Consider the following 17,764-nt stretch of genomic DNA (forward strand, 5'->3'; position numbering starts at 1 on the left):
CGAATCAGTGCGCGGAACGGCCGTCCCGGATGACCGGAGCAAAGGTCCGCTTGAACTCCTTCCTGAAATCGTCGCGTTCCTCGTCCTTGTCGATGAAGGAGGCCAGCTGTTCGCCAAAGCCGTCGAGAGAACGCGCCTCCAGGGAGCTGCGCTTGACGAGGACACCGGCGATCGGCCCGATGAAACGGGCCAGCATCAACTGAGCGCTCGACATCACATCAGGAGTCAAGGAGGGCTCATCATCGGTCGATTCGGGCGCGGAAGTCGGCTCGCGGGCCGACTCCTGGAGAGCCTCGTGCTCGGCCTGCGGCACCGATAAAGTCTCTCGGCTGGCAAGGGTGCGTTTGATGACAGCAAGAAAGCGCTCCTGCTGGCGCTGATCATCGATCGACGCCGCCAATTTCTGCACCAGATGCTCGATGTCCCGTGCGGTACGTGCCTCGCGCGCCACCATGAAGGCGGCGATCGGGCCCATTGTCTCAGCCAGCGCGTTCGCCAAGGCACCCGCCAGCCATTCGGGCATGGCCAACCCCTGGCCCTCGGTCGCGGTCGGCACCGGCTTTGGCCGCGCTGGCAAATCCAGCGGCCAGATCTCCTCCTCCGTTCGCTCGATCGTCATGGCACGCAGCATGCGGGCGAAGGCTTCGGCACTCTGAAACCGTTGCTCGACGTCCTTGGCCACAGCCATGGCGGTCACGGTAGCCAGCCGCGGATCGATGTCTTCCAGCGCGGTGACGTCGATCGGCTCAGAGGCAGCCATGCGGCTGAGGACGACAGCCACGCTGCCGTCGCCATAGGGCAAGGCGCCGGTGACAGACCGCAACAGCAGCATGCCCACGGCGAAGATGTCGGCACGATGATCGGCTGACTCTCCTCGCGCCTGCTCGGGAGCCATATAACTGGGCGTTCCCAGCATCAGGCCGGGCGTGGTAAGGCCGGCCGCGCTCATGCGGGCAATGCCGAAATCCGTGAGAATGACACGATCCTGGCTCAAGATGACGTTGGCGGGTTTGATGTCGCGATGCACCACACCCCTTGCATGGGCATGCGCCAAGGCATCCAGCACCTGCAGTGTGATATCGATGCCGTCCCTGACCGATAGCGGCCCGGCTGCCAAGCGCCGTTGCAGGGTCTGCCCCGGCACATAGGCCATGACGATATAAGGGTCGCCCTCCTGCTCGGCCACGTCGTAGATCGTCACGATGCCCGGATGAACGCAGCGGCCGACGGACTGGGCCTCCTGTCGAAAACGCTTGCGATAATTGTCGCGATCGCTTTCCTCGAGCAGGTCGGTCCGGATGACCTTGATGGCGACCTCGCGGTCGATCAGCGGATCCTGGCCCCGATAGACCACGCCCATTGCACCCGCACCGATTTTCTCCGTGAGCCTGAAGCGGCCCAGATTGATGGGCAGCTCCGTCTTCATCGTCAGTATTCCTTTCGTCTGAGGGCCTTCATCCTCATGCCTCGATCATCTTGAGCGCACTCTCGAGGCTGCGGCGCATCCGGTTGAAGGCCCGTGCCAGGGTGCCGATCTCATCGCTGCTATTATGCTCGTAGATGGGAATATCGCTCCGCCCGAGGCTGACATCGTCGGCGATGCGCGCCATCCGCTTGATGGGCCGGATGACGAGCAGGAAGAGAAAAATGTTAAGGAGGATCAAGACGACCAGGAACACCGAGCCGAAAGTGATGAGCAGCGAGCGATAGGCGACACCCGCCCGCTCCAGCGTCGGCGCCACCGGCACCGTGACGATCTCCGCACCCACCGTCTCGCCTGCCTTCCAGCCAAAGCCGCCCTTGTCGCCATAGAGACTGACCATGGAGGGAGGGGCGCGAGCCGGCGTGTCGTGACAGGCAAGGCAATCCTTGCCAACCACGATCGGTCGCGAAAGCTTGAGCGATGCCGTCGATCCCTGGCCAAGCCTAGTGACGAGTTCATCGAGCTCCTTGTCGGCACGGAACTGCGCGATGATACCCTGACCTGCCTCATCCGGGCGATCATCGGGATTGGTCGGGTTCAAGGCTACGTTGTGAACGGAGTAGTCGGGATAGTCCTTTTGGAGTTCTTTAAAGACACTGGCGGTCGCGAAGAAGGGCACGGCAGCCTTGGCGAAGACGTGATCGGCCCCCAGCAAGCGCGGCAAGGGCGATACTTCGCGATCGATGAAATGCATCATGCCATTGCTGGCCGCCAGCATGATGCGTGCGCTTTGCAGCACCTCGTCGCGCGCCCCATCGACAAACCGGTTCCACATCAGCTGCGCGGAGACCGCGAGCGCCAGCGCGAAAGCCAGCGTGATCACGAGATTGATCTTGACGATGAGGCGCACCTAGCTCACTCCGCCGCCAGGCTGCTTCGCGCCTGCGCCAAGGAGTCACTCATCTCACGCAATCCATGCGTCAAATGCGGTGCCACATAGTCGCCGCTGCCGATGGGCGCTTGCGCCAGCAGCATGGCCACATGGCTGCCCGCGATGTAGCTTTGCGCCGCTGCCACCTCCTGCTCGGCCAGGGCGATGGCATCATTGCGCTGTGAACCTCGGGTTCCCTTGATCGCTCGGACGGCCTGCTTGACCCTGGCGGTATTCAGCCCCCGGAAGAGATCCTCCACTTTGTCCCAATTGCCACCCAGCGCCTCCACGCTCCAACTCGGGTCTTCCGCCTGGAGAGCGCTTTGGACATCACTTTTCAACGTGTTGAGATCGCTTTCGGCTCGGCCCAGCGCCAGGTCCCACGTCCGCAACGTGGGAGGGATGAAGATATCCTCCGGCGCCAGTGGTGTATTTCTTCCCAACCCCAGGTAAAGGGCAAGCCTGTCATCGCTGGCGAAGCTGGCACTTACGTTGGCGCAAAGCTTGCGGATCACCTCCAGCCTCTTGTCGCCCTGTTCGGCAGGCCAGTTGGCGCGTACCATTTGATCGATTTCCAGGTCATTGGCGGCGTCAAGGTGGGGCAGCTCGCGCTGGCGCGCCAGCTCCATCCCCTGGCTGAAGAGCTCTTGAACCACATCCTCGATGCTAGGCGCCTCGGTCTCGATGTCTTCGAGATCGAGGCGGCCATCGAGAATAGTTGAATCAGCCTTATCCGCCTTTTCAGCGCCCGCTGTCTTGGTGGCGGCATTGCTCTTCTTCGTATATTGGACGTCGCGAAGATTTTCGGCCCTGCAAAGCGCCAGGGTGAGCTGCTGCATGAAGGTAATGAGCCTGTTTTCGCGCTCCGCCTCGGGCGTGGCGGCAAGGATCTGCACCAGCCAACCGGCAAGCTTGGCCGCCAGATCGCCCACCGTCGTGCGACTCGGCAGGCCGATGATGCCCGAGATCCTTATGACGTGCTCGGCGACACGCGCGGCTTCCGATTGGACCTTCGCTCGCAAGGATTCACTGAGCTGCGCCTTGGCGGCCGCGATGCGTTTTTCTTCTTCGTCCTGGTCGGTGTCGCCATCGTCGCCGTTCGCATCCGGGCCCTCGGCCGCTTCCGCCGAAGTGCTCACTTCGTCGACATCGTCGTCGGCGACGCTGGTCTCTTCGGCGAATTCGCTCATGACCTTGTCGAAATCATCGACCTCCGCCGACGGGTCGTCATCTTCGAGTACATTATAATTGTCGGTGTCGGCATCCGTCAGCGGCAAGGTGTGCACCTTGGCAAAGGGCTTGACCAGTTTGTTGCCGGTCTTGAAGAACCCGACCGCCGCCTTTTGCACGAGACCCGGCATCGACTTGGCTGCCCTGACCGTCAACGTGCTGCCATCGAGCTTTGCCAGCCCATGCAGGAGGACAGGGAACTTGAGCTCCTTGCCCTTCGCATCGATGTAACCGGGATTACCACCCGCCCATTCAAAGGCGCGCCCCGCGTCCGAGCGTGCCGATGCCATTGCCTTGCGCGTCGCCACAAACACATATTTGTTGAGCTTACGGTCGTGCGCGATGGCGATGGCGCAGGGCGACTTGCCCTCACCGCGCGTTGCCAGAAGCGTCATCAAGGATTTCTTGGCGATCTCCTTGGTCAATTTGAAAGCCATGGATGCACCTCTTCGTATAGGCGTTTGCTCAGCCGCGCGAGCGGCAGCGGATAATCGGGTCTGGGTAGATGGGCAGCCAGCATGGCGGGATCGCCGATGTCGGTGACGGCAATCGTGACGACGCCCAGACCGGCCAGAAGCAACAGAGCGGATACAAGGGCTAGCGCCCGATACCGACGCCCGACAAAACCGACGGCGGCGGCGAGCACGAAGGCCAGTTCAGCCCAGAGCAGCAGGGCCTGCCGGGTATCGGCTAACGCCAGGTTGCTGCCCGGGCTCATCTGCATGATGGAGGCGCTCTGTCCGCTCGTGAAGATAGCCGCCAGTAATGCCATCATGCACAAGCGTCTGCCCCAAGCATGTACGCGCCTACCGCGTTCTGCATCTACACGCGCCGGCACGCGGCAGGGTGCGCTCAGCTTTGCCAAGGTTTTCGGCACCGCCGCACGCTGTGGCTCGACCTTGAGCGCCACCCGCACGACGACAGCGGTGACATTGTCGGGCCCTCCTTGATCCAGGGCGTCACCAATGAGCAGACCCACCGCCATCCTTGGGTCGGGGTCAGCCAGATGCTCAATCAGCGACGCTTCAGCGACGGTCTTGCTCAGCCCGTCGGTACAAAGGAGGAAGACATCGCCCGGCTGGATCATCCCCGTCAGTCGGTCGAGGTCAACGTCTAGCGCCACGCCCACGGCGCGGCTGACAATGTGATCGAGGCCGACAATACCCGCATCGTCCCGCTTGAGGAGCCCTGCCGCGATGGCCTCTTGCACCGGCGTGTGGTCGCTTGTGATCTGCGTCAGGAAATCGCCGCGGAGCCGATAGAGCCGGCTGTCGCCTGCCCATAGACAGACGAATTCTTCCCCCTCGCGAATCAACGCGACCACGGTGGCGGCGGACTGACCGCCACCTTGCTCGTAAAGCTCGTTGTTGATCCCGCGCAGTCGAGCTTCGGCACGCGCAGCCAAGCCCGGACCTATCGCCAGCCTACCCAGTTCCTCGACGATCGCCCGACTGGCGCTTCCGCCACCGCTAAGGCCGCCGATTCCGTCGGCAACCACCCAAAGGCCGATATCGGACCGACAGAGATAGGCGTCCTCGTTGGCCTGACGGACCCGGCCACGATGCGTATCACCAGCAGCCCTTATTGATTTGCCAACGCTGTCGGGAAACTCCTTAAGTGTCATGATAGCCTCGCGCGTGAGGCGCTTGAGGGGCGCTCGTCCAGCCAATCGACGGCGTCATGAAATGCGCTCGCATGCCCGCGCCAGCCGTGCGGCTGCCAGCGGCCATCGACAAAGGCCGCAAAGCTGACTGGGACTACGAGACCATGGCAGAGGGCAAGCCCCGGCGCAAAACCAACGCTGCCCGTCGTCCACCAAAGGGCCGGCGGCGGCGCAGATCTACCCCCTTTGGCGGGAACGAGGGTCTGGACGACGCGGTATGCCGCCGATGCCAAGGGTAGGGCATACCAAAGACCGGCCCGTTCGCCGGCCGTGTCCGGCCAGGCACGCTGGACGTAACGCCCAGGCGAAGAAATGGACGGCAGACGCCGATCGAGGTCCCTTAACGAGAATTCGCTGCCGAGGGCACGAAGAGCCAGCCGCTCGGCAGCAGCAAACCATGCGGCCGCCCCTTCCATCACGGCCAGTGGATCGAAGGAAGGAGCCAGCTCAAGCCCGAGCATCAAAGGAAAGCAGCGTCCCACAGCGTCGACGCTGGGCATCATCACGCCCACCAGACCATGCGGGCCACACGCTCCCGACGGCAAGATGAAGCGCCAGATCGGCGCGCCGAAGAATGCCTCGCGCCACGTCTCACCCAAAGCCTGCTGGCTGGCGGCCAGCGCTTCCTGCATCCAGGCGTCCCAGGGCTCGATCGTCGAGCGTTGCAGCCGCCCATGAACGAAATCGGCATGGATCGGCACCTTGCCGTAGAAGCCGCAGGCAGCACTCTCCATCGACCCGTCTCCTAAAAGCCGGTGGGGCATTGAAAGGATGCCAGCATCTCACCATCGAATGGCGTCTGGGTGCTGTCCGCCTGAATCTGCACCGTCGCTTCCCGACCCTCCCCACGAAAGCGCGCCCGGACCAGACCGGGCACGCCGGTCCGCTGCCGTTGCGCACGATCAATGAGCCGGAAGAGCGCCCAGGGGCCCTCTTCCAGAATAGTCGACGCCGGGGCACCATCGTCGCTTGCCAGCGTCACGGAGGCCCGATCGGTACCGCCATCTACAGGCCAGACCACGCGGCGCGTCGCTGGTGCGTCGGGTTGGAGATCGATCGTCTGACCGCCGATATTGACGCTCACCCCACGAGTGGCGGCGTTCATGGCGACGATCCGCAATTGCAAGCCCAAGGCCGGCAGGCCGCCACCACGAGCGAACATCGTATCGCGAATGGCAGCGGCACGCTGGAGAGCCTTGAGCGCATCCTTGGGGCCGTCAAAACCGCCTTCCGAGGGATCTCGCCAACGCCAGGCGGATCCGCTCATGTCGACATAGGGAGCGAGCGTTTCCTTGACGAACGTGTCGATGGCGCCGTCTCGGGCGAAGAGACGGCCGAAATCGCCGAGCGGCATATCGACGGCGGCATTGGCCGCAAAGGGATAGCGATTCTTGGTCGCGTCCATGCAGAACTGGCCGGCGCCGCGCCGCCAGAGCTCGGTCAACCGATGGCGCAGATCATCCTGGGATAGGCTGGCGCTGTCGTCGCTGACGCCGAACAGCCAGTCCTTGACGGGTGAGGGAAGATTGCCAGCAGTCGCCTTGATCTGTGCCATGGCGGCCGCGCGGCCGTCGGCCGGCCGGAGCGGGTTGCTCTTGAGATCGTTGAGCGAACGATAGAGCAAGCCCAGATCGTCGATGGCCCGGTCGATGGGCGGGGCCGCCCCGGTCTGGCTATTCGCCGGCACCTCGACTAGACCGTGCAACGCGCTGAAATGGGCCTGGCCGTATTGTTCCGCCATGGCGATCGGCGAATCGGCGACACTCAGGCGACCACGGAACAGATCGCTCAATTGATCTGGCGGGGTACCGATTGCCGGCGACGCTGCCGGCAAGCTCGTCGTCGTGGCCCTGTCACCGCCCTTGTTCTGATTGCCGTCGGTGCCCGCGGCCGCCGCCGGGCTGGGGGAGGCCGGCGCAAACGTCGTCTCCTGAGCGGCCGAGGCGATCAGCAGGCGGATGGGCGAAGTTGGCGCCGAGAGCACGTTCAAGGTACGCAGGCTGTCGTCCAGGGACTTGATCGGCTTGATCGTCACATCGCCCAGCAGGCTATCCCACCGCAATCCGAATTCCTGCAGATAAAGCGCCGTCGCGTCGCGCTCGAGCCTGGCCGTCGCATCGGCGTCCGCGTCTGTCAATGTCGCGGCATCGCCATCGACAACCCATCGCTCTTTCAAGATGGCTGAGACAGTTCCGGCCAGCATCGGCGCGAATACCTGCCGGTAGCCCGCCTGCGTGTAGATTCCGGCAATGCCGTCGACAAAGGCCGCGCCCGAGCGGCGTTGCATCACTGAACCTGCCGAGGGGCCCGCGTGATCCGATGGTCGCCAGGGCGGCAGGACCAGGGCTTCCGGGCTGTTGACGATCATGGTGACGGCGCGCTCCGCCAAGGGCGTGCGATGCAGTATGTCCCGGACGCGGGCGATCAGATCGCCATCCAGGGATACGGTGCCGAACGGACCGCCAAGGAGGCTCTCCACATGGTGCCGAAGCGCTTCCCTCAAGGCCACATCAGCGTCGCCCGGATAAGCCGTCCCGATGTCGAGAGTGAGCCAGCGGAGGAGGAACTGCCTGTCGACCGGCCCCTGTCCACCCAGCATCAAATAGGCCTTGAGGCCGGGATAGAGGAAGGCAGGGTCACCCTGGCGCGCGCTGAGCTCGCTCTCGAGCCGCAGCACCAGTCGTGGAACGAGCAGGCTGGAGAGCGCGCGGGCATAGGTGGAGCGCGTCTGCGTCCCGAGCTTGCCGCGCTGATCCAGGGCCGCCAACGGAAGGAGACCGCCCTGCCCGCCGCGCACCTCCGCATCGAGGTCGCGCAGCTGGTTCAAGAGAAGCGTAATCTGACGCAGATCGGCGTCGGCGACACGCTCGGGATGCAGGGGTGCGGCTGCCTGCGCATAGGCGTCGGCACGACTCGCGACGTCGTGGACGAGGGCGACGTTCTTGACATAAACGCCCAGCATCCAGCCCCCGAGCAGAAGGACGGCAGTCGCCATGAGAGCGAGCAGGCCGAAGCGCAGCCGGCGACGGCGTCGCAGTGCTTCAGGTGCTGCATCGGCCAGCCCTGCTTCCTTGAAGACGACTTGGCGCAAGAGATTGGTGAGAAAGTAGCTGCGCTTATTGTCTGCAAGCGCCGGCAAAGGTGGCGGGGAGATCGCGAACATACGCGCCATCGACGCCATGACCCGATCAAGCGGCGTGCCGCTCTGCGTACCGCTGGCGAAATAGACCCCGCGCAACAAGATCGCCTCGTCGAAGGAATTGGGCTCGAAGACCTCGTCGATGAATTGCTGCAGGAGATCCTTTAGGCTCGCCATCTGCTGCGGAAAGCCGAAGATCAAGGCACGGCGCTGGGGGTCGGCTTCGTGCTGCATGCGATCGAGCAGCCTCGTGTCGAGCCGTCCGATCAGATTATCAAATAGATGCGGATATTCGGCCGCATAGCCTTCAGGCGGCTCCGGGTCCCGCAGCTGCAGCGTCGAGCCCCAGACAGCCTCGCGCCCTTCCTTGCCCAAATCGTCGAAATACTCGGAAAACCCGGCAACGAGATCTGCCTTGGTGAACATGACATAGACGGGCAGCCGCAATTCGAGCTCACGGTAGAGCTCATCGATCCGCTGGCGAATGCTCGCCGCGTGCGCCTGGCGCACCTCGTCGCCCGCACCGATCAGATCACTGATGCCGATGGCAACCAGGATGCCGTTCAGTGGCTGATGGCGGCGATAGTGCTTAAGGAGCTTGAGGAAGCCCAGCCACGCGACGCCATCCTGTTCCCGATTGCTTTCCCGGGTCGTATAGCGACCAGCCGTGTCGATGATGACCGCATCGTCGGTAAACCACCAGTCGCAATGGCGTGTCCCACCGACGCCACCCAATGCCTTGCGACCGAATCTGTCGGCCAACGGGAACGTCAGGCCGGAATTGACGATGGCGGTGGTCTTGCCCGCGCCGGGCGGCCCGATGACAACGTACCAAGGCAACTGATAGAGCCAGCGCCGCCGGCCACCGGCGATAAAGCGCCGCTTCTTAAGAATGGCCAGAGCATCCTTGAAGCGCCGATTGAGCAGCTCGACTTCCTCCTTGCCCGGCGCCTCGTCGTACTTGACAGACGAAATGCCGGTGGCGACGCGCGCACTGCCCTGGCCGAGCACGCCGGTTAGAGCCTGAGTCATCTTCGCGTTGACCCCGCTCTCCAGCATTTGCCGCCCCTGCAGCAACAGCATGTAGCCGCTCGGTACAAGAACCGCGATGAAGGCTCTGCTCTCAAGGCTCTGGAGAGGCGTGATGCCGTTGATCGAGACCAATTGGCCCAGGCCCAGAATCAGCAAGACGACGACCAGGAGAGCCCCGGTTACGAAAATAAGCCGGAGGCGCGACATGGATTTCAGCGTGGAGAGCATGATGCGCCTCAGTTTGGCTTGGTCAGGATAAGTTCGATCCGGCGGTTCAGCGCGCGCTGAGCTGTCGTATCGTTGGGCGCTATCGGCTCGGATGCTCCCTTACCCTCGATGGTTACGCGCGCCCGATCGCGCATCGGTTCGGTGATGATGGCCGCCACGGATTTCGCCCGGGCGAGCGAAAGCTGGTAGTTCGACGGGAACGCGGGCGTGCGGATATTCACATTGTCCGTATGCCCTGTGACCAGCACATCGCCCGGCTGGTCGTTCAGCGCCTTGCCGATCCGATCGAGCAGCGACCGGTAGGAATCGATCACCGCATCCTCGCCAGAGGCGAACATGCCGGCTCCTCTGATCAAGACTTTGATGGACTGTGCATCTTCCTGAACCGTGACCAGCCCGGCCTTGATCTCCGGCTCGAGGAAGTGGCGCAGGCGTTCCGATTGCGGCACCACGACCGGCTTCGGCGGAGTGGCCGAACGTGCCAGGCTGACGGTACCGGTGGGCGGCAGGGTGGCCAGCCGGTCGAAAAGATTGTCCGACATGCCGTTCAGCAAGAGGGCCAAAAGCGTGTAGAGGCCGAGGAGAACACCCAATGCCGCCGTCCCCGCTACCCAGAGCGGTACGATCGTTACGAGACGTTCGGCCGGCCGGATCGCACCTCGCCAGTCGGGCGAGAGGTCGCGCTCGACATCGCCTCTGGCCGCACGGATCAGACGGTAGACGTCCTCGCGCAGCAAGGTCAGCTCGGCCGCCCCGCGCGGAGCAATGCGATATTTGCCTTCGAAGCCCAGGCTCATGCAATAATAGAGCAGCTCCAGAAGGTCGACATTGACGCCCGGATCCTTCTTCAGCTGCGTCAGTAGGTCGAAGAATCTGTCGCCGCCCCAGGTCTCGCTGAAGAGCGAGCTCACCATGCTGCGGCTGGTCCAAAGACTGCGACTGCCCCATGGGCTGTTGAGAACTAGGTCGTCGATCGTGGCACAGAGGGCATATTTGGCAGCCCGCACCGCGCGCGGAGCCAGCCCCAGGGGCACGATACGGCGCTCGAACGCGTCGATCTCGCGCAAGACGCGCAATCGCAACCCCTCGATATCGGGATGGCTGACGCTGGCGCGGATGCGAACGCAGAGATCGAGGAGGGGAACGGCCGCGACCACTAGAGGCATATGGCGTTCGATCGACCAGTGATCGAAGATATTGGGGACCGCCCCCGGCACAGCGGTGGGCTCCGGGCCCGGCGTCAGCCGACCGCCGGGATTGGGCCGTGCTAGGAAACTGGTCGCGACGATCGTCTCGTCATCCGACATCGCCGATGCCTCCCTGCCTGACCTGCCGCGAGAGCCTCATGCCGGCGGGACCGGCATGATCCTGTCCCTCTCCCCCGCCATCGCGGTAGCTCTGGGCGATCTCCCGGCCGAAGATCCGCGCGGAATCGTTGTCCAGGCCCGCGGTCACATCGGTAAAGGCAGCCCTGTAGGCGGCCCAGCGCTGCGCGTCGCGCGCGCCCGGGCGCAGGCGGCTCAGGGGTGAACGACCGGTCAGACTCGCCTCGATCAGTGCGGGGGAAAGTCGATGACAGACGGTCTCAAGGGCGGCGCGAAGGGCGGCCACCAGGGCCAACTGATGCGCCTCGATATCCTTAAACGCGAACTCGACAGCCTCGTCGGCGGCAAGAAAGCCGGGCAGGCTGCGGACCAGCAGGACACGCAGCGCGTCCTGCGGGTCCATGACGAACTTCAACGGATTATTGTTGCTCTGGCCCAGCATCGTCCGATCGACGCCGAACCCGTCTTTGGTAAGATCGCGCACGTTCAGCAAGGCGTGCAGGTTGGCGATGGAAAAGCGCAATGCGCGACCGGCTCGACCCATCATCAGCGTCAGGTCGCCCGCAGCTAGATCCTCACTGACGAGCCCGACCCCTTCGAGGAAAGCGGCGATGGCCGCCTGCTCGGGCGTACGGCCGCCAGCGGCAAGCGAAGCCGATGCCGGCCCCTCCCCCTCCGGCCCTTGTAATGGCTGTCGTGCGTCGGGCTCAGAAAGATCGTCTTCCTCGGCAGGCGCCTCCGGCTCGCTCTGCGGCGTGCCGAGCTCGGCCAGCAGATCCCAGTCGTCGGGAATGCTCTCTGGCCTGACCCCCGGCCGCACGAAGGCGGCATGTCGCACCTCCACGTGATCGGCGAAACTGGGCCTCGCACCATACGCGCCGAAGGGCTCGTCGCCAGCATCCTCCCCACGATCGAGGAAGGAGGCCATGCCGCGCTCGCCTTGCCGGCTTGGCGACGCCGCCCAGCGGGAGGGGTCCCCCGAGCGACCGTCGATGGCGCCGAGGAAGCTTTCCTCAGCGGGTAAACCCGGGCGAACGTCGGCTACCCGATCCTGATCGTTCCCGAAGTGCGAGGGCGCATCGAGCGAGAGCACGGTAAGCGTGAAGCTCGATAGCTGAAGGCGATCGTCTACCCTCAGAACCACGGAATGGTCTTCTGCGAGAGCAATCATCCGACCGTTCAGATAGGTGCCGTTACGGCTGTGATCGACCAGGGTGTAGCCCCGCTCGCCGCGCTCGATCGTGCAATGATGTTTGGATATATTGCGCTTGGTATCTAGCAGAACGAGACCATTGTCAGGCGCTCGACCGATCGCGAGCCGCTCCTCGATCGTAATGCGGCCTTCTTCGTCCACGCCGGATGGACGGTCCGCCTCGGCGCCCTCATAGCGCAGGATGAGAGTCATGGTCGGCCTCCCGACAGGGAATGGACATGAGACCGCGCCGCCATTGCAGCCTCTACTGAGCACGGATGGCCCAAAGTGCCAGCTCGAGATTGGGAAATTCGCCGGCGACATGGAGAGCCAGACCGCTCGAGTGGCGGAGATCACGCCAATAAGGGCTCTGCGGATCGACCTCGAAATAAGTAGTGCCGGCATGAAAAGGGATCTGGCGTGGCGCCACAGGCAAGGCGTTGATGACGATACCCGGCAAGGCGACGTTGACGAGTTCCTTGATCTTCTCAGCGGGCCCGATCTTGATCTGGGAGGGAAATTCGCGCCTGAGACGCGTGGCCTCGATATCGGCCCGGACCGCCAGTACGAAGGTGGCGCTGGTAAAAAGTGTACGGTCCGAAACTTCCGCGATCTGAACGCCGTATTTGTGCAGGCGCAGCCGGATCGGCACGGCCGACTGTTCCAGAACCATGCCCAGTGAGGTACGGATCGACTGGATCAGCGGCAGGAAGCTGCGCGCGAGGTCGGTATGCTGGTAGCTGCTTTGGGGTGTCAGATGCTTCTGAGCACCGGCATATGTTGCAAGTTCCCCCGCCAGTTGGGCCATGGCGAGATAAAGGCTCTCGGGATGCAGGAGAGAGGCCTGCGCATAGTGCCCGAAGAGAGGCTCCCAGCGATTGATGGCCTGGAGGAGAAGAAAGTCAGCGATCTCGGCGACGCCGCGGGTGCCCGAATGGACGACCCGGTCGGCCAGAGCTTCGGCCCGATGATGAAGCAGGCCATGAATCTCGGTGACATAGCCGGCCAGGACGACCGAGGCGCCGCAATCCAGAGCGGGGACCACATGGCCCTCGTCGAGAACCACCTGCAGATCGGGCCGCCGCTCGACCAGCCGAGCGATCGGTAGGCTCGCAAAGCCGGAGCGATCGGCTCCTTCGGGCAGGATCTCGAAACGCAGCCTCGCGACTTCGATGGTGACCGCATCACGCTGCCCGGCATTATTGTCGACCAGTTCCTGATCGCCGGCGATATAACGCACGGCTATGTCGGCCGCGTGCGCCGCGCCGATCTCGATACTGCCGGGCTGGTGCAAAGGCACGGCCAGATGGATGATCTCATTCCGCAAATGCTCAGGCACGTCATACGGCCTTGGCTGATCCGCATCGTCGGGGATGGCGAAAGGCATGCCGTCCGGCGTAATGCCCCGGGCACGCTCGATCGCGATCTTGCCCAGACTCAAGAGCTCGCGGTTCAGCTTGAGCTCGGTGAAACCCCAGCCGTGGCCGACGAGACTGGTGGTCGCCACGCGCACGAGCTTCTCAAAATAGCGATCGCTCTGTTGCAGATGCTGTGGTCGGAGAAAGAGTCCTTCCGACCACACCACCTTGTTGTCCCAGGACATGAGTGACGGTCTCCGTGGCGCCCGCGGCCGAGTGGTGCGACGCGCAGGCATCGAATGACCCTGAACCTGCCAGGAAAGCTGGTACCTGGAGCATGCGCAGTTGGTATCGCAGCATGCCCCCGCGTACTGCGCGCGTACATATGCGATCCGCATGTGTCCATGTCCGAAGAGCATATAATGGCCAGCACACGATGCTTTAGACGGTCGTTCTGTCCAAGTAGTGACGAAGTCTTTCCTGCATTCGGAAAGTGTGAAGAAGGTAATGATTATCCTTGATGTCGCAGCCTTTCTGGCGCCGATAAGCCAACAGGAGCCGTGCGGCCAGGCCTTGGACTATGACCTCGATTTTCTCGATTTCGACATGGCCATACGTGGCAAACCCGCTCAACACCTGGGTGAGTCGCTCATACCGGCGGAAGCCCCGGACTGGGCCACAGTCGTCAAGGCGGGCACTGCCCTCGGACGGCGCACCAAGGATCTGCGCATCGTCGTCGCACTGGCCTCGGCCGCGCTAGTGGAAGGCGGTTTTCCCGGTCTGCGGGAAGCATTGGCAATCATCGCCGGCTATGTTGAGGTCGACTGGCAGGAACTCCATCCGCGTCCCGATCCCGAGGACGGCGACGATGAGACGGTCCGCATCTCGGCCCTGACCAATCTTTGCGATCCCGAGGGGCTGATCGCAAGGCTGCGGCAAAGACCGCTCGCCGCTTCCGAGCGTTATGGCGCCCATCCCTTCCTTGCATGGCAGGAAGCCCAGCGAGACATTCTCGAAGGCAAGGAACAGGCAGGCCCTGATCTCGCCATCCTCGAGCAGGCCCTGCGGGACAGCGATCCGCATCTCCTCAAGGCTAGCCATCAGGCGCTCACGGAGAGCTTGCAGATCCTGGCTCGGATCGACAAGGCACAACGGCAGCATCTGGGAGTAGCCCAGGCCGTCGACCTGAATCCCTTACGAATGACGATCGAACAGATCGGCGCCACCCTCGAGCCCTTCATACCCGGTGAGACGGCCGAGACGCCGAGCAGTCGGATCGCTGAGGCGCCGGCGGACATCCCCAGCACCTCGCATGGGGAGATCCGTGGCCGCGACGATGTGGTCCTAATGCTCGATCGGATCTCCACCTGGTATCGACTGCACGAGCCGGCAAGTCCGGTGCCGACGCTTCTGGAACGAGCCAAGCGGCTCGTTTCCAAGGATTTTCTCTCGCTGCTCATGGAGATCGCGCCCGATGGAGCCGGTCAATTCAGGGCACTGGCCGGCATGTCGGCCGAGCAAGGTCAATCATGACCATGGCCCCTCGCGGGTACGGACAGCTTTAGAAAGGAGCGATCATGGCGCAGGCCAATAGTCAAAAGTTCATCGGCCGCAACCGGGCGCCGCGCGTACAGATCGAGTATGACGTCGAAACCTATGGTTCCGATCGAAAGGTCGAGCTGCCGTTCGTGGTCGGCGTGATGTCCGACCTTGCCGGCGCGTCCCTGGTCGAGCAGCCAGCCCTGGCCGAGCGCAAGATGATGGAGATCGACGTCGATAATTTTGACGCGCGCATGAAATCATTGTGCCCGCGCGTGGCCTTGCACGTGAAGAACACGCTAAGTGGCGAAGGTGATCTTCCCATCGACCTCACCTTTGAAAGCATGGAGGATTTCTCTCCAGCAGCGATCGCCTCCAGGGTCGACAGCTTAAAAAAGCTTCTGGAAGCGCGCAGCCAATTGGCAAACCTCCTGACCTATATGGATGGAAAGAGCGGCGCAGAGCAGCTGATCAGCCAGCTTCTGGCGGATCCGGCCCTCCTCGCGGCGGTCGGGGGTCAGGCAAAGCCGGCGTTGCCGATGCAGGACGATGCATCGGATGCCGACCAGTCGAAGGATGCTTGAGCATGCCTACCGCAACGTCGCAGCTTCCCAACCCCGTCTTGAGCGTCGAGAGCGCGGAAGACGGCAGGTTTACAGCACTTCTCGATCGCGAGTTCCGACTGCGCTCGGACCTGGCCCGTCAATCCGTCAATCAGGCGGTCAGGACCTTGGCCGAACAGGCACTGGCCGATACAGCTCTCATTGAGAGCGATGTAATCTCCTCGATCCAAGCCATCATCGCCTCCATCGACAGCAAGCTTACCTCACAGATCAATGAGATCTTGCACCACGAATCGTTCCAGCAACTGGAATCCTCCTGGCGCGGCCTGCACCATCTGGTCACCAACACCGAGACCGACGAGACTCTGAAGATCCGCGTATTGCCGGTCTCCAAGCGCGAACTGCAAAGAAGCTTGCGCAAATACAAAGGCATCGCCTGGGACCAGAGCCCCGTCTTCAAGAAGATCTATGAGGAAGAATATGGCGTCATTGGCGGTCAGCCCTATGGCTGCCTGATTGGCGACTATTATTTCGACCATAGTCCGCCGGATGTGGAACTGCTGAGCGGCCTCGGCAAAATCGCGGCAACAGCGCACGCGCCTTTTATCTCCGCCGCCAGCCCTGATCTAATGGGGATGACATCCTGGCAGGAACTGGCCAATCCGCGTGATTTGACCAAGATCTTCCAAACGCCCGAATACGCTGCCTGGCGCTCGCTACGGGACAGCGAGGATTCGCGCTATATCGCGCTCACCATGCCCCGCACCCTGGGGCGACTTCCCTACGGCACGCGCACCGATCCAGTCGACGCCTTCGATTTCGAGGAGGAAACGGACGGTAGCGATGCCAGCAAGTATCTCTGGTGCAATGCCGCCTACGCCATGGGCACCAACATCACCCGCTCGTTCAAGCTCTATGGCTGGATGTCGCGCATTCGCGGCGTGGAATCAGGCGGCCTCGTCGAGGACCTGCCGGCTCACACCTTCCCGAGCGACGATGGCGGCGTCGATCTCAAATGCCCGACCGAGATCGCCATCAGCGATCGCCGCGAAGCCGAGCTTTCGAAGAACGGACTCCTGCCGCTCCTGCATCGCAAGAACACGGACATGGCGGTTTTCATCGGTGCGCAGACCCTGAACAAGCCGGCCGTCTATGAAGAGGTGGACGCTTCGGCCAACGCGCAGCTTAGCGCCCGGCTGCCTTATATCTTTGCCACCTCGCGCTTCGCCCATTTCCTCAAATGCATCGTTCGCGACAAGATCGGCTCCTTCAAGGAGCGGGCCGACATGGAGATCTGGCTCAATCGCTGGATCAGCCGCTATGTCCACCCCTCGGCCGCCATCGCCTCGGAAGAGGATCGGGCACGCATGCCCTTGAGTGCCGCCGAGGTCACGGTGGAAGAGATGCCGGACAATCCCGGATATTACAGCGCCCGGTTCTACATCCGGCCACACTACCAGCTGGAAGGCCTGACGATCTCCCTGCGTCTGGTTGCCCGCCTGCCCTCCGCACGTTCCGCCTAAATGGCGACGTGTCGCGCAGCACCATCCCTCACAAATTCTGTTCTCGAAAGGTAGTCAATCATGGCATTCGACGCTGTCTTGAGTTTCCCGGTTCCCTCCGCCACTGGCATCAAGATCGAAGGCGAATCGAAGATCGTCGAGAACGGTATCGCTCTGACCGATCAATGGGGCTTTTCGCTTGAGAACAAGCTGAACATCACGCAGCACACCTCGGGTGCTGGCGCTGGCAAGGCCGAGTTCGATGCCTTCACAATCAAGAAGCAAGTCGACAAAGCCTCCCATACATTATTGCTGGCCTGCGGCTCGGGCGCTCATTTCAACGGCGTGACGCTCAAGATCTTCAAGGCCGGCGGCAATTTCATAAATGCCAAGGCCAATCTCTATATCTGCTGGACCTACAACCAATTGGCGGTCGAGAAGGTTGAATGGGCTTTCGGAGATCCGGCACCCGAAGAGACCATCACATTCAAGTTCGGTGCCTGCTCGATCGCCTACGGCACGCAGGACGCATCCGGCAAGATCACACCAGCTGGCATCGGCAGCTGGAACCAGATCGCCAACAAGCAGGATTTCATGGCCGATATCCTGGGCGGCCTGCAAGCGGTCAACATCGCCTGA

The 17,764-nt window shown here is 62.7% G+C and carries 13 protein-coding genes; 4 read left to right on the forward strand and 9 right to left on the reverse strand.

Annotated features, from left to right (window positions below; all coding sequences use genetic code 11):
• Window positions 1–4: 4 nt before the first annotated feature.
• The 9 genes from CFB17_RS14890 to tssK are packed head-to-tail and all read right to left on the reverse strand — an operon-like array spanning window position 5 to window position 13,766.
• The gene (locus CFB17_RS14890) at window positions 5–1,426 is read right to left on the reverse strand and encodes a serine/threonine-protein kinase (protein ID WP_088562367.1); all 1,422 of its coding nucleotides are present in this window, start codon (window positions 1,424–1,426) and stop codon (window positions 5–7) included.
• A gap of 34 nt (window positions 1,427–1,460) precedes the next feature.
• Complete coding sequence (locus tag CFB17_RS14895) at window positions 1,461–2,333, reverse strand: c-type heme family protein (RefSeq protein WP_088562368.1); 873 nt, start codon at window positions 2,331–2,333, stop codon at window positions 1,461–1,463.
• Between the two features lie 5 nt (window positions 2,334–2,338).
• On the reverse strand, window positions 2,339–4,021 hold the full coding sequence (locus tag CFB17_RS14900; protein ID WP_088562369.1) for a hypothetical protein: 1,683 nt from the start codon (window positions 4,019–4,021) through the stop codon (window positions 2,339–2,341).
• Window positions 4,006–5,208: a PP2C family protein-serine/threonine phosphatase gene (locus CFB17_RS14905; protein ID WP_088562433.1), complete on the reverse strand. Its 1,203-nt coding sequence runs from the start codon at window positions 5,206–5,208 to the stop codon at window positions 4,006–4,008. The genes CFB17_RS14900 and CFB17_RS14905 overlap by 16 nt, the downstream gene beginning before the upstream one ends.
• Window positions 5,205–5,981: a type VI secretion system-associated protein TagF gene (gene tagF, locus CFB17_RS14910; protein ID WP_165769635.1), complete on the reverse strand. Its 777-nt coding sequence runs from the start codon at window positions 5,979–5,981 to the stop codon at window positions 5,205–5,207. Before tagF ends, CFB17_RS14905 begins: the two co-directional genes overlap by 4 nt.
• Before the next feature lie 11 nt (window positions 5,982–5,992).
• A complete protein-coding gene (gene tssM / locus CFB17_RS14915) occupies window positions 5,993–9,646 on the reverse strand; it encodes a type VI secretion system membrane subunit TssM (protein WP_088562371.1) in 3,654 nt (1,217 codons plus the stop codon).
• A gap of 8 nt (window positions 9,647–9,654) precedes the next feature.
• Window positions 9,655–10,953 carry a type IVB secretion system protein IcmH/DotU gene (gene icmH / locus CFB17_RS14920; protein WP_088562372.1) on the reverse strand — a complete coding sequence of 433 codons (1,299 nt, stop codon included), beginning with the start codon at window positions 10,951–10,953 and terminating at the stop codon, window positions 9,655–9,657.
• Window positions 10,943–12,376, reverse strand: coding sequence for a type VI secretion system-associated FHA domain protein TagH (gene tagH, locus CFB17_RS14925; RefSeq protein ID WP_165769636.1), 1,434 nt, complete (start codon window positions 12,374–12,376; stop codon window positions 10,943–10,945). The genes icmH and tagH overlap by 11 nt, the downstream gene beginning before the upstream one ends.
• A 52-nt stretch (window positions 12,377–12,428) precedes the next feature.
• On the reverse strand, window positions 12,429–13,766 hold the full coding sequence (gene tssK / locus CFB17_RS14930) for a type VI secretion system baseplate subunit TssK (protein ID WP_088562374.1): 1,338 nt from the start codon (window positions 13,764–13,766) through the stop codon (window positions 12,429–12,431).
• A gap of 262 nt (window positions 13,767–14,028) precedes the next feature.
• Between tssK and tssA the strand changes: the two genes are divergently transcribed.
• The 4 genes from tssA to CFB17_RS14950 are packed head-to-tail and all read left to right on the forward strand — an operon-like array spanning window position 14,029 to window position 17,764.
• The gene (gene tssA, locus CFB17_RS14935; RefSeq protein WP_088562375.1) at window positions 14,029–15,054 is read left to right on the forward strand and encodes a type VI secretion system protein TssA; all 1,026 of its coding nucleotides are present in this window, start codon (window positions 14,029–14,031) and stop codon (window positions 15,052–15,054) included.
• A gap of 44 nt (window positions 15,055–15,098) precedes the next feature.
• Window positions 15,099–15,644 carry a type VI secretion system contractile sheath small subunit gene (gene tssB, locus CFB17_RS14940; RefSeq protein WP_088562376.1) on the forward strand — a complete coding sequence of 182 codons (546 nt, stop codon included), beginning with the start codon at window positions 15,099–15,101 and terminating at the stop codon, window positions 15,642–15,644.
• Window positions 15,645–15,646: 2 nt separating this feature from the next.
• The gene (gene tssC / locus CFB17_RS14945) at window positions 15,647–17,146 is read left to right on the forward strand and encodes a type VI secretion system contractile sheath large subunit (protein WP_088562377.1); all 1,500 of its coding nucleotides are present in this window, start codon (window positions 15,647–15,649) and stop codon (window positions 17,144–17,146) included.
• 60 nt (window positions 17,147–17,206) lie between these two features.
• The gene (locus CFB17_RS14950; RefSeq protein ID WP_088562378.1) at window positions 17,207–17,764 is read left to right on the forward strand and encodes a type VI secretion system tube protein Hcp; all 558 of its coding nucleotides are present in this window, start codon (window positions 17,207–17,209) and stop codon (window positions 17,762–17,764) included.

Origin of the sequence: Arboricoccus pini (genome assembly GCF_900187945.1) — a bacterium.
Taxonomy (GTDB): domain Bacteria; phylum Pseudomonadota; class Alphaproteobacteria; order Geminicoccales; family Geminicoccaceae; genus Arboricoccus; species Arboricoccus pini.